This window comes from Pseudomonas salmasensis (assembly GCF_014268375.2).
GTDB classification, from domain to species: Bacteria; Pseudomonadota; Gammaproteobacteria; order Pseudomonadales; family Pseudomonadaceae; genus Aquipseudomonas; species Aquipseudomonas salmasensis.
This window is the reverse complement of record NZ_CP077083.1, coordinates 4,352,357-4,365,323: the sequence shown is the minus strand read 5'-3', so window position 1 is coordinate 4,365,323 and position 12,967 is coordinate 4,352,357. Positions and strand designations below refer to the sequence as shown.

The following is a 12,967-nucleotide window of genomic DNA, read 5'->3' as shown; positions in this document are numbered from 1 at the left end:
CATTGAAGATAACTACATTCCCAAATCAATGGCCGTAGAGGAACATGCCGTAAAACTGCCAAACCCCATAATAACTACAAGAGGAAAGACTCGTGGCCGATGCTATCGAAGACAGCCGCTATGCCCGATTTGCCCTGCGTTGCTCCAACTTCGCCGAGCGCTGGTTTCCTGACTCCTGGGTGTTTGCCGCCCTCGCCGTGATCATCGTCGCCGTGGCGACTCTGGGCATGGGCGCCGCACCGGCCGAAGCGGCCAAGGCATTTGGCGATGGGTTCTGGAGCCTGATCCCGTTCACCATGCAGATGGCCTTTGTGGTGATCGGCGGTTACGTGGTCGCCAGCTCACCGCCTGCGGTGAAGTTGATCGACCGCCTGGCGCGCATTCCCAAGAATGGCCGTTCGGCCGTGGCCTGGGTGGCGTTGATCTCCATGGTGGCGTCGTTGCTTAACTGGGGCCTGTCCCTGGTGTTCGGCGGTTTGCTGGTAAGGGCATTGGCCCGGCGCACGGATTTGCGCATGGACTACCGCGCCGCTGGCGCTGCGGCGTACCTGGGCCTGGGGGCCGTATGGGCGCTGGGGCTGTCGTCGTCGGCCGCGCAGTTGCAGGCCAACCCTGCCAGCTTGCCGCCGTCGATCCTGTCGATCACCGGGATGATCCCGTTTACCGAGACCATTTTCCTGTGGCAATCCGGCGTGCTGTTGCTGGCGCTGATCGTGGTGTCGCTGATCATCGCCTACGCCACCGCGCCGGGCCCCAACAGCGCCCGGGATGCCAAGGCCTGCGGCATTGACCCGGCCTTCAACCTGCCCAAGCCGCAAGCGCCAACGCGCCCCGGTGAATGGCTGGAACACAGCCCATTGCTGACCATTCTGCTGGCGTTGCTGGCGGCCGGCTGGCTGTTCCATGAGTTCTCGACGAAGCCGGCGATCAGCGCCATCTCGGGGCTCAACACCTATAACTTCCTGTTCATCATGGTTGGCGCGCTGCTGCACTGGCGCCCGCGCAGCTTCCTCGATGCCGTGGCCCGTGCGGTGCCGACCACCACCGGCGTGCTGATCCAGTTTCCGCTGTACGGCTCGATTGCCGCGCTGATGACCGTGGTCAAGGGCGGCGACGGCCAGACCCTGGCGCACCATATCTCGACGTTCTTCACCTCCATCGCCTCCCACGACACCTACGCCCTGCTGATGGGCGTGTACTCGGCGGTGCTGGGTTTCTTCATCCCCTCGGGTGGCGGCAAGTGGATCATCGAAGCCCCGTATGTGATGCAAGTGGCCAATGACCTGCAATACCACCTGGGCTGGGCGGTGCAGATCTACAACGCCGCCGAGGCGCTGCCGAACTTGATCAACCCGTTTTATATGTTGCCGTTGCTGGGTGTGCTGGGGCTGAAGGCGCGGGATTTGATCGGGTTTTCGTTTGTGCAACTGCTGGTGCATACACCGCTGGTGTTGTTTTTGCTGTGGGCGTTGGGGGCGACGTTGAAGTATTTACCGCCTGTGATGCCCTAACAGCGGTCGGTGTGGGAGCGGGCTTGCTCGCGAATCCGGAGTGTCAGTCAGCGGATTCATTAACTGATCCATCGCATTCGCGAGCAAGCCCGCTCCCACAGTTTGTTCTGTAGCGCTATCAAGACTGTCTTTGTTCCGTCACATTCCGTTGCTACCGTCCTGCGAAATATCTTGCAACATCTCGCCAAGGACTCTCCCGCAATGAGTGATGAGCACGAAGACCTTCCCTCCTCCGATTCCGCCATCCAACCGACGGTAGACACCAGCCGTCGGCGCTTCCTCGGCGGTGCGGCGGTGTTGGGGGTGGGTGCGACTTTGAGTGCCTGCGGCAATACCAGCGAAGCACCGAGCCCACCCGTGACCCGGCCGCTCACGCCTCAGGAGTTGGATAGGGCATTGCGCGAGCAGGTGAAGACCGTGGTGGTGATTTACGCCGAGAACCGCAGCTTCAACAACCTGTTCGCAGATTTCCCCGGAGTGGAAAAACCGCTGTCGGCGTTAACCGCCAAGGACTTCCAGCAGCGCGACCGCGATGGCAGCGTATTGCCTGCCCTGCCACCGAGCTGGGGCGGTGTGCTGCAGGTCGGCCCGCAAACGGTGGACGGGGTGACCTACCCAAGCGAAGTGCAATTCCAGGAAAACCTGCCCAACGCACCGTTCGCCCTCAAAGGCCCGCAGGGCGAAGACCTGCCATTGAGCCTGGTGACTCGCGACCTGTGGCACGTGTTCTACCAGAACCAGATGCAGATCAACGGCGGCAAGAATGATGGTTTTGTCGCCTGGGGCGATTCCGGTGGGCTGGTGATGGCCCATTACGCCCAGAGCCGTTATGCCCTGCGCCTGTGGGACGTGGCCAAGGAGTTCGTGCTGTGCGATAACTTCTTCCAGGGCGCGTTTGGCGGCTCGTTTCTCAACCACCAGTACCTGATCAGCGCCACCGCGCCGTTTTATCCCAATGCCGCGCAGTCGGTGGCCAAGGCGCAGATCGCCACGCTGCAAAGCGATGACCCCAGCGACACGCGCCTCAAGCCCCTGGACACGTCCCCGGCCAGCGCCATGACCGGCCCGCCACAATTTGGCCCCAGCGCGCTGACTCCCGATGGTTACGGCGTAAACACCCTGGCCCCACCCTACTGGCCCACCTGGATCCGCGACCCGCAAAACCCGGATTATTCCAAGCCCGACCTGCCCAATGTGCTGGTGCCGCAAACCCACGAGCATATTGGCGACAAGCTGTCGAAAAAGAACATCGACTGGGCCTGGTACGCCGGTGCGTGGCAAGCCACCCTGGAGCAGTTCAAGGACTCCGGCGGCATCCCCAAGATTCCGAATTTCCAGTACCACCACCAGCCGTTCAATTACTTCAAGCAGCAAGGGCCGCAAAACCCCGCAGAACGTGCCAAGCGCCTGCGCGACGGTGGCTTGGGCGATGAGTCGAGCACCAACCGGTTCTTCGCCGACGCCCAGGCTGGCAAGCTGCCTGCCGTGAGTTTCTACAAACCCCAGGGCAACCTGAACATGCACGCCGGCTATGCTGATGTGGCCTCGGGCGACCGCCATATCGCCCGCGCCTTGAAGGTGCTGCAAGAGAGCCCGCAGTGGAAAAACATGGTGGTGGTGGTGACCGTGGATGAAAACGGCGGCTGGTGGGACCACGTGGCGCCGCCTCAGGGCGACCGCTGGGGCCCAGGCTCGCGGGTGCCGGCGCTGGTGGTGTCGCCGTTTGCCCGCAAAGGCACGGTGGACCATACGGTGTACGACACGGCATCGATCCTGCGGTTGATCACCCGGGTGTTCCAGTTGGAGACCCTGGACGGCCTCAAGCAACGCGATGACGCGATGATCGCGCGCGGCCAGAAGCCCATGGGCGATCTGAGCAATGCCCTGCAGTTCAGCCTGTAGGGGCTTATCCAATAACGACATGCCGGGCGATTTAACACGCGATTTCCCTGGTCAGCCGCTACTGTGTGCAGGTGGGCTTCCATCCCGCGCAGACGGGTTTCGCTGACAAGGAATTGACTATGTTTAAACCGACCAGGCTGTCCTTCACCCTTGCCGCACTGCTGGCGAGTGCGGTCGTACAGGCCGACATCGAGGTGCCACTGGGCAGCACGCAGCGCGTCACCCAGTTGTTCGCGTACCCCAATAACTGCAATGTGATCTGCTTTCGGCCATGGTCACTGGAGCAGACCGCCGAACACTATTTGAACCAGAGCCTGCAACGTGACGGTTACAGCCGGGCCAAGGTCAGTGTGAAAACCCACGACGGCCAGGTCACGGCGACCTTCAGCGGCGTGCCAGACGGTTACGGCCAGCCACTGACCACGCTGCTCAATACCGCCGACCTGGCATACCGAGGCGCCAGCCGGCTCAACAGCGATGGCAAATGGGCCTACAACTGGTACCTGTTCCTGCCGTTGGGCATGGCCCTGGAAAACCGCAAAAGCATCGAGCTGTTGCACTTCCCTCCAGATTACTCGCTGACCCAGGCCCAGGATTACCTGGAATCGGCCACCACCGACCGCTGGGCCACCTTGCTAAGCGAAAATGGCGTACCGGCCACGGAAACGCCGGCGTACCAGACCATCATCGATATCGCCCCCATCGCTGCGCCCTCCAATGCCGGCAAAGACCTGGAAACCGTTTATGGGTATTTCACCGACTACCAGACCCGCATGGTCAAGGAACTGAGCCTGCGCCCTGGCGGCGCATTGCCGATGGTGGCCTTCGGCGCGCCGGTGCGCAGTTGGATCAAGCAACTGTACGGGCAAACCGTGGGAGTGCTGAGCCTGGCACAGATCAGCCCGGAGCCCGGCAAAACCGTCTCGGTATTGGGCGCCAACCACCCAAGCTACATCTGGTATGCGGCCAGCCCCGACAGCTATGACGGTGACGAACAAAAGGCCGATGACGCCGGTTTGAAAGTGATGGGCCAGGACTTGAGCGCCGCCTGCTGGCAAGCCGGCATGGGCCAAAAACCGGCCAGCGATGCGAATGTGTTACTCAAGGCCTGCTTGAATACTTGGCAGGTCACGCGCAAGGAACAGACGTGTGAGCTGTTCTACACCTCCGTGCGCCACCTGACGCCCGAGCAGGCCAACGCCAAGTGCGCCACTGCGCCCATCAAGGCACAGTTGAAACAGCTGAGAAATGCCGCCCCCGCGCCCACCGTCACAGCCCCTGCGCTTTAAGACGAATAAACCGTTTCTACTGTCAACTTTGACAGTAGAAATCGGATCCCACTTCGGCGAATCTGGGGCCGCGCCCATTTGCTGCAAGACTGGCCGTCACACCCGCAGGTCCATGCAGCCCCGCTCAGGAGAGTGATGAAAACTCGAGCCATGGATAAGGCTAAAACGGCTGTGAATGACTGCCTCTATCCCTTCAAGACGCTGCTCGTGGAACAGGGTTACCCCTCGACCGAGCACTTTGAGGTCAAGCAGGATGCTGAGGGAATCTCGGCCAGGGTCACGGCGCGCGTGGCCTTTGAGAGTCGCATGCGCATTGCCCAGGTTTCCGGATATGCCGTGAGCGAACGTCGCCCGCACACGCTGCAACTGTCACCCCGCATCCACTTGTACGATTGCTGGTTCTGCGGCCTGTTACAGCACTCCTGCAACCCGAACGTGTTTCTGGACACCACGTACCTGGAGCTATGGACGGTGCAACCCATTGGCGCCGGCAGCCTGCTGACCCTGGATTACGCCACCACCGAAGACACACTGACCCGGCAGTTCGCTTGCCATTGCGGCGAGCTGAACTGCCGGGGCTGGATCACCGGCAGCAAGGAGCCGCTGAACGCCGAAGGCCAGGCCTTTATGGCCTGGTGGCGCGAGCACAAGCGACCTTAGGCTTCGCCCAACGGGCGCAGGCGGTATTGCGGCGGCAGTTGCTCGAAGCCACTGATGGTGGTGTTCAAACTCTTCCAGCGGCCGTCCTTGATGCCATAGATGCAGCCATGGATCGACAGGCTCTGCCCACGGTGCCAGGCGTTTTGCACAATGCTGGTGTGGCCGACGTTGGCCACCTGCTGGATCACGTTGAGCTCGCACATGCGGTCTACGCGCTCTTCTTCAGTCGGCAACTGGGCCAGCACATCGCGATTTTCGTAGTAAAGGTCGCGAATGGTGCGCAGCCAGCCGTCGATCAGGCCGAACTGGCGGTCCTGCATCGACGCACGCACGCCGCCACAGCCGTAGTGGCCGGTGACGAGGATGTGTTTGACCTTGAGCACATCCACCGCGTACTGGATCACCGACAGGCAGTTAAGGTCGGTGTGCAGCACCACGTTGGCTACGTTGCGATGCACGAACAGATCACCGGGCAACATGCCGACGATCTCGTTGGCCGGTACACGCGCATCGGAACAGCCGATCCACAGGTATTCCGGGGTTTGCTGGCGGGCGAGCTTGGCGAAGAATTCGGGATCTTCCTGTTTGATCGCGTCTGCCCAGCGTTCGTTGTTATCAAGCAGGTCTTGTAGTTCGTTCATCAGGGAAAGCCTCAGGAATGATGCGCAGTTTTGTGACTGACAAGCCTTCGTCCGGGTCACGCCAAGCGCTAATTAGCTTGAATTTTTTGGCTGCCGTGCCTGTCCACACACTATAAGCCCCACAGTATGAGGATTGGCCATGACTGAATCACGACGTCCCTACGGCGCAACCCAGCCGGAACCGATCGATGACAACGAAGACCGCATGGGTTCAATGCGCGAGCTGGATTTTGACGAGCAAGACCAGACTGCGGAAATCGGCGATGAAATCCCGCGTGGCGAGCGCGAGCATCTAATGCCCGACGAACGGGTGCGCGAAGCCGGGCTGACCGGGGCTTCGACGGATGATCATGAAGCTACCGATGACGATATGAGCCCGGAAACGCTGATCCGTGAGGATGGCGCACGGGATGCGCAGGAGGAAGGCGAAGACAATGCCGCCGACTATGACTTGAGCGTCGTGGAAGAAAATGACATTGGTGGCGGGAATGGGTTGGATGAGGCGGAACTGGCGGATCTGGACCCGCTGAACCGCAAGCGCTGATCGATCATCACTCTATGTAGGTGTAGGAGCGAGCTTGCTCGCGAAAAGCCCACAGGTGCCGCGCTCATCCAGGAAGCACGCGTTATCGTTGACGTTTTTCGCGAGCAAGCTCGCTCCTACAGCTCACGGTTGTTCAGTCGACGAGGGTGCAGGCCATCACAACCGCGTCTTCGCGGCCACCGACTGCCGGGTAGTAATCCCGGCGACGGCCAATTTCGTTGAAGCCATAACGCTCATACAAGCGAAACGCGCCGGTATTGCTGTCACGCACCTCCAGGAAGCATTCCCGGGCATTGGCCGCATAGGCACGGGACATCAAGTGCTCCAGCAGCGCCAGGCCCAGGCCACGGCCCTGGTTTTCCGGTTTCACGGTAATGTTCAGCAAGTGCGCTTCATCGAGGATGATCTGCACCACCCCATGCCCCACTTGCTGCTCGCCTTCGAACATCAGCCAGATCTGGTACTTGCCCAGCCCGTCGAGGAAAATCCCGCGGGTCCAGGGGTGGCTGAACGCCGCGTATTCGATTTTCAGCACGGCGTCGAGGTCGGCCTCGGTCATCGGGCGAAAGGATAAAGCCTCACTCATCAGTTGTTTTCCAGCGCGCCATCAGCCGGCGCATGGCTTGCCAGACATCAGCCTTACGCTGTGGCTCTTCCATTAATAATTCCAGGCCCGGCAGGGCCCACACCGAACCCAGGCCTTCAACCTGCAGCTCGCGGTACCAGGCCTCGGCGTTGGCTTCACCGGCAAAGCGCACGGCGGGCAGGCCGATCAGCCACAGGCACACGCAGGGCTCGTCTTCCAGGCGCGCCGAGACAAACCCCTGGACGAAATCTCGCGCAGCCTCGGGGCCCTGGTCCATGGTGCCGCGCACCAGCAGCGGCCAGCGCACCGGCTCACCGACGATTTGCGGGCTGTCGGGCAGGCCGGCGGCGCGCAGCATGTCCTTGAGCAACAGGTAGGCCGGGTCACGGGACTGGAAACGTTCGCCGGTCGGCAGTTCCACCAGCAACAGGCAACGCCCGGCCCGCAGCAATTGCAGGGCAAAGCGTGGCGGCGGCACCACCGGTGCCTTCGCCACCGGCACAGCCTCTTCAGCCACCTTGGCAGCCTTGGTCACCGGCGCTGGGCGCGGCACTTCGATCTTGGCCCGCTCGACCGCCGGGCGCGTCTCAGGGGTGGGTTTGACCACCGCCACGGGCGCGGCCGCCTCTTCTCCCGACGACTCGAACGCCTCATAGGGCTCAAGCGCCTGCAACAACTCGGGCCGCGACGGCGCGGCAAACGGCAGTTCGGTGCGGGGCAGCCAGTTGACCACCTGCATGGCGGTCAAGTAAGCGCGACGTCGGGACTCGATAAGCACAGCTCGGCCACTTGTGGATAAGTAAAGAGCGGGGATTCTACCGCTGTTCAGCCACAATCGCCCACTGCGCACTGACCGGCTGTGGATAAATCCCGCGCGTGATGCAGTACAATCGCGACTTTTAATCGCCAACCAGCCGGCCATTCCCATGATCGAACCCAAGCGCGTCCTGCGCGCCCTCGCCGAACACTGGGCCTTACTTGAGCCTCTGTGCGAACACTTCGACCAAGGCACCCTGAGCCTGGCCGAGCTGCGCGCGCAGTTGGCCGCCCAACAACTGGACAGCACGCCCCAGGACATCACCAGCCTGCTGGACGTGTGGATTCGCCTGGATATCCTGGTGCCTGTCGCCAAGAGCCCGAACCGTTTCGAGCTCAACGCGCAGATCCACGACTTCCTCGCCTATCTTCGCAAGGAGCACCGGCTTGGCCTGTGCCTGGAAATCGAAGCCTACCTGCGCCACCTGGAGCGCCTGGCCGGTTACATCCAGGACGCCTTCGACATCCGCGACGGCCACGACCTGGCCCGGCAACTGCGCCTGTTGGATATGCGCGTGCGCGATGTGCTCAAAAAGCTCGCCAACGATGAACAAGCCCTCGCCGCCGTGGCCGACCGCGCCAAGACCAGCGACCGGCAGATCCCGTTGCGCCAGCGTTACGCCGAAGTATTGGCGACCTGGGACGAATACGTCGAGCCGATGATCCAGCTGGTGAACGCCGACGGCGCCTTCGAGCAAGGTGTGCGCAAGGTGGAAAACGTGCTGCTGCGCATGCTCACCGAGCAACAGCGTCTTGGCCACCTGGTGGATGACGACATGCTGCTGCGCACCCATGCGCGCATCCTCGAGATGCAAACCAGCGCCCAGCTGACCTTGCGCCATGCGCGGGAGTTGCTGCTGCCGCTGCGTGAAGAAGCACGCCGGCATAACGCCGTGACTCGTGGCGCGGCGCTGGCCCTGTCGGCGATTCGCCGCAAAGGCCTGGACGCGGTGCCGCAAGCGGCGATGCCGATGTTCACCCGGCCGCAAAGCACCTTCCTGGGCAGTGCCAGTCAGGTCGAGGCCTATGTGTATGCCCTGGCCAATTTCGAACCCAAACCTGCGCGTTTCCCCAAGGCGCACAAGTCGCACAAAGGCGAAGCCCAGCGCGCACCGCGTACGGTCAAGGAAATGCTCGAACGCTGCGAAGACGCGCTGCCGATGCCCGACCTGATGACCTGGCTGCTGGAGCAGGAGCCGGACGGCGCCACCGATGAATTGCTGTACTGGTTCTCGCGCCTGTCCCGGGAAAAACGCTTCAAGCGCGAGCGCCTGGAACGTCGCGATTACCACACACACGAGCACCAGGTCAGCCTGCGCTCCTTCGCCCTGCTCCCGGCCGGCGCTGATGCCACCGAGAATTCTGCGAGCACGCCTTATGCATCTTGATCTATCCGAACTGTCCCAACTGGCGCCGATCTTTCGCGAGCTGTTCAAGGGCTACCACGTCAGCCGCCGCGACCCGGAGCTGTACGCGCAATTGTCGAACTTCCAGGACCAGTACCGCACGCTGTTCAAGGCCCTGGGCTTTGAGCTGGTGTGCGATACCCGCGGTTTCTATTACTTCGTGCCGGACACTGCCGTGGCTGCCGCGCAGGTGAACAAGACCGCCCAGCGCCTGGCCCTGTTTACCTTCATCATCGTCGAACACCTGGCCGACCAGGGCCGTGACCCGATTGCCGTGCTCGACGGCGGCAGCCTGGGCCGCGATGAGTTGCCTTCGTTGCTGGAGAAATACCGCGACCTGTTTATCCAGGCCGAGGTGCAAACCCAGGAAGAGCTCGAAGAAAAAATCATGCGCCGCATGACCCAACTGGGTTTTGCCAGCGAAGACAACGGTATCTACCGCTTCCTGCCGCCGATGCACCGCTTCCTGGATGTGTGCCTGTCGGTGCAGCAAGACCGCGACCTTGCCGCCAGCGTACACAGCGTATTGCCGCTGCCGGCCCCGGTGATCATCGACGAAGACAGCGATGAAAAACTGCTGAAGACCGACGACCCGCTGGATCTGAGCGCCTTCACCGAAGAAAGCGAAGAAGATGCCCTGGCCCGTGCCATTGCCGAAGAACAGGAGACCGACGCATGAGTAAGGAACGCTACGGCATCCGCCGCTTCGCCCTATTGAACACCGCCGGTTACAGCCTGGGCTTGTTCCCGCTGGAAGAACCGCTGTCGGTGTACGGCGCCAACAACCTGGGTAAATCCGCCTCGATCAACGCCTTGCAGTTCCCGATCCTGGCACGCATGTCGGACATGAGCTTCGGCAAGTACACCCTGGAACAATCGCGGCGCTTCTACTTCGCCACCGACACCAGCTACATCCTGGTAGAAGTCTCCCTGCCCCACGGCCCGCACGTCATCGGCGTGGTCGGTCGCGGCCCGGGCGGTGGCTTTGGTCACCAGTTCTTTGCCTACGCCGGCAAGCTGGACCTGGCCCACTACCAGAAAAACGACACCTGCCTGCGCCAGAAAGAGCTGTTCACCAACCTTGAGCGCGAGGGCCTGAAAGCCTACGAACTCAAGCCCGATGAACTGCGGCGCTTGCTGGTGGGCGGGCATACGTCGATCCCCCTGGACCTGACCCTGATTCCGCTGCGTTCCACCAGCGAGCAGAGCCTGAAGACGTTCCGCGCGCTGTTTATCAACCTGCTGCACATGCGCGAAATCACCGCGGCCAAGCTCAAGCAGCTGTTCCTCGATGCCTTCGAACACAGCCTGCGTTCGGGCAGTGTCGACTACATCGCGGCCTGTGAAGAAGCCTTCCGCGATGTGCGACGCATGGAGCAGGACTACAACTCGCTGGTGGCAGCCGGCCCCTTGGTTGAAGCCTTGGCCAATGGCGTGAAACAGCGCGACGCCCTGCGCGGCAAACTGCATCGCCTGTCGCCGCTGCTTGACTCGTTGCTGGGCACCTGGTCGGACTACGCCAGTGCGCGCAAGGAAGAGCTGACCATCCAGGCCGAACACTACCGCAACGAGCAGGACGCGCTGCAGAACGACCAGCGCGGCGGCACCCAGGAGCTGATGCGCCTGGAGCGGGAAATCAGCGGCATCCAGCGTTGGTTGGGCGAGTTGTCGGTGCTCAAGCACCGCTTTGCCCTGGTGGATGACGTCAAGATGCTGGAGCAGCAACTGCTCGCCGCCAAGGACGCTCACGATGAACTGGCGGGCGCCTTGGCGCAGTCGCGACAGTTCAGCGCCGAAGACTTGGAAGAGCGTCTGCGCGACCTGGAAAAGCGCTTGAAGTCGGTCAAGCAGCAGCTCGATCACGCGGACAACAACAGCTACGCCAAGCTGCGCGAAGAGTTCTCGCAGCAGGATGTCGAGCGCCTGATGCGCCTGTTCAATAGCTCGTTGTTCAGCCTGCCACTGGGCGAACATGGCATCACGCTGGACGAAGGCGGCCAGTGGGTCAAATCCCTGGAGCAGATCCTCGATGGCTTCAAGGGCGAGCGCTTTGAAGTGCCGGGGCTGTCCATCGACATCTCGCACATCGAGCCGCCGGCCTTGCAGGCCCTGGCAGACCGTGTCGCGTTGCGTGACCAGAAAGAGCGCCTGGAAAAAGAACTCAAGCAACTGAAAACCCAGCAGGCCGTGGCGTCCGACCGCGCCGCAAGCAAGACCCAGACCGAAGCGCTGTACCAGCAGGTACTGGATGCCCAGAAGGCCCTGGAAGACTTCCGCCGCACCCAGACCCTGAGCGCCGAAGAAGGCGAGAAACTGGAAAACCTGGCGCAGATGGAAGCCGCCCAGGACGAGTTGAAGCGTTCCAGCGATGCCTTTACCGAACGCGTCCAGCAACTGTCGGCCAAGCTGCAATTGGTCGGTCGCCAGATCGGCGACATGGAAGCCAAGCAGCGCACGCTGGATGACGCGTTGCGCCGTCGTCAGCTGTTGCCGGCGGACCTGCCGTTCGGCACGCCGTTCATGGACCCGGTCGACGACTCCATGGACAACCTGTTGCCGCTGCTCAATGACTATCAGGACAGCTGGCAGGGCTTGCTGCGCGCCGATGGCCAGATCGAAGCGCTGTACGCCCAGGTGCGCCTCAAGGGTGTGGCCAAGTTCGACAGTGAGGATGATGTCGAGCGTCGCCTGCAACTGCTGATCAACGCCTACGCGCACCGTACCGACGAGGCGCTGACCCTCGGCAAGGCGCGCCGTGCAGCGGTCACCGATATCGCCCGTACCCTGCGCAACATCCGCAGCGACTACGACAGCCTGGAACACCAGTTGGCGCTGTTCAACCGCGAGATCAACAAGCGCCAGGTCTCCAACCTGCAAAGCTTTCGCATCGTGCTGGCGCCGAACAAGGAAGCGCTCAAGCATATCGACCAGATCATCCACAGTGCCGGTCAGTATGAAGAAGGCGAGACCCTGTCGGTGTTCGACCTCAGCCAGAGCGCCGAACAAGACAACAAGAACGAAGAAGCCAAGGAATACCTGGCTCGCCTGGTAGCCGCCAACCATAACCAGTTGGGCCTCAAGGACTTGTTCGAGTTGGCGTTCGAAATCACTAAGGTTCACGGCCAGCCGGTGATCCATACCGACATCGACGGCGCTGCGTCCAACGGCACCACCATGACCATCAAGGCGCTGACCAACATGTACCTGTTGCTGCACCTGATGGACCGCGACCAGGCCGGTCGCGTGCGCTTGCCGTACTACCTGGATGAAGCGGCAGACATCGATGAGAAGAACCAGGCAGCGCTGTTGGAAACCAGCCTGCAATTGGGCTTTGTGCCGATCCTGGCGAGTGTGAAGCCGCAGGTGTCCGCCCAGGTGGCGATCGACCTGGAAGGCGGCAGCGGGCCGAACGGGATCTACATTGATGAGGCGGACTGGAAGTACATCCGTCGCCATGATGTGGTGAAAGCGACGATGAATGTGAAGGCGGACGAGCCGGAGCTGGATGAGGTCTGACCTGTTGCGCTAAAAGGCAAAAAGGCCGCGATCTTTTGGATCGCGGCCTTTTTTTCGGTTTGGTTTTTGTGGTGTTTTGGCGGGCCTCTTCGCGGG

General features: G+C 61.8%; 11 protein-coding genes. 8 read left to right on the top strand and 3 right to left on the bottom strand.

Going from position 1 to position 12,967, the window contains the following annotated elements; all coding sequences use genetic code 11:
* The first annotated feature begins 92 nt into the window (after window positions 1-92).
* From HU731_RS19480 to HU731_RS19465, 4 genes are all read left to right on the top strand, one after another.
* The gene (locus tag HU731_RS19480) at window positions 93-1,511 is read left to right on the top strand and encodes a short-chain fatty acid transporter (protein ID WP_186608470.1); all 1,419 of its coding nucleotides are present in this window, start codon (window positions 93-95) and stop codon (window positions 1,509-1,511) included.
* A gap of 201 nt (window positions 1,512-1,712) precedes the next feature.
* The gene (locus HU731_RS19475) at window positions 1,713-3,413 is read left to right on the top strand and encodes an acid phosphatase (protein ID WP_186608471.1); all 1,701 of its coding nucleotides are present in this window, start codon (window positions 1,713-1,715) and stop codon (window positions 3,411-3,413) included.
* A gap of 119 nt (window positions 3,414-3,532) precedes the next feature.
* Window positions 3,533-4,702, top strand: a complete 1,170-nt coding sequence (locus HU731_RS19470; protein WP_186608472.1) for a hypothetical protein — start codon at window positions 3,533-3,535, stop codon at window positions 4,700-4,702.
* A 135-nt stretch (window positions 4,703-4,837) separates the two neighbouring features.
* Window positions 4,838-5,362 carry an SET domain-containing protein-lysine N-methyltransferase gene (locus HU731_RS19465; RefSeq protein ID WP_186608473.1) on the top strand — a complete coding sequence of 175 codons (525 nt, stop codon included), beginning with the start codon at window positions 4,838-4,840 and terminating at the stop codon, window positions 5,360-5,362.
* Here the strand turns inward: HU731_RS19465 and can are convergent.
* Window positions 5,359-6,003 carry a carbonate dehydratase gene (gene can, locus HU731_RS19460; protein ID WP_003188288.1) on the bottom strand — a complete coding sequence of 215 codons (645 nt, stop codon included), beginning with the start codon at window positions 6,001-6,003 and terminating at the stop codon, window positions 5,359-5,361. The genes HU731_RS19465 and can overlap by 4 nt on opposite strands.
* A gap of 139 nt (window positions 6,004-6,142) precedes the next feature.
* Here can and HU731_RS19455 point away from each other — a divergent pair, with 139 nt between their 5' ends.
* Complete coding sequence (locus HU731_RS19455) at window positions 6,143-6,547, top strand: serine kinase/phosphatase (RefSeq protein ID WP_186608474.1); 405 nt, start codon at window positions 6,143-6,145, stop codon at window positions 6,545-6,547.
* A gap of 133 nt (window positions 6,548-6,680) precedes the next feature.
* Here the strand turns inward: HU731_RS19455 and rimI are convergent, their stop codons facing one another.
* Window positions 6,681-7,133, bottom strand: a complete 453-nt coding sequence (rimI, locus tag HU731_RS19450; protein ID WP_003188286.1) for a ribosomal protein S18-alanine N-acetyltransferase — start codon at window positions 7,131-7,133, stop codon at window positions 6,681-6,683.
* Entirely contained in the window at window positions 7,126-7,872 is a 747-nt protein-coding gene (locus HU731_RS19445) for a flagellar biosynthesis protein FlhF (protein ID WP_186608480.1), read from the bottom strand. Before HU731_RS19445 ends, rimI begins: the two co-directional genes overlap by 8 nt.
* Before the next feature lie 187 nt (window positions 7,873-8,059).
* Here HU731_RS19445 and mksB point away from each other — a divergent pair, with 187 nt between their 5' ends.
* The 3 genes from mksB to mksF are packed head-to-tail and all read left to right on the top strand — an operon-like array spanning window position 8,060 to window position 12,871.
* Complete coding sequence (gene mksB / locus HU731_RS19440; protein WP_186608475.1) at window positions 8,060-9,337, top strand: Mks condensin complex protein MksB; 1,278 nt, start codon at window positions 8,060-8,062, stop codon at window positions 9,335-9,337.
* Window positions 9,327-10,034: an Mks condensin complex protein MksE gene (mksE, locus tag HU731_RS19435; protein WP_003188281.1), complete on the top strand. Its 708-nt coding sequence runs from the start codon at window positions 9,327-9,329 to the stop codon at window positions 10,032-10,034. Before mksB ends, mksE begins: the two co-directional genes overlap by 11 nt.
* The gene (gene mksF, locus HU731_RS19430; protein ID WP_186608476.1) at window positions 10,031-12,871 is read left to right on the top strand and encodes an Mks condensin complex protein MksF; all 2,841 of its coding nucleotides are present in this window, start codon (window positions 10,031-10,033) and stop codon (window positions 12,869-12,871) included. The genes mksE and mksF overlap by 4 nt, the downstream gene beginning before the upstream one ends.
* Window positions 12,872-12,967: the final 96 nt, after the last annotated feature.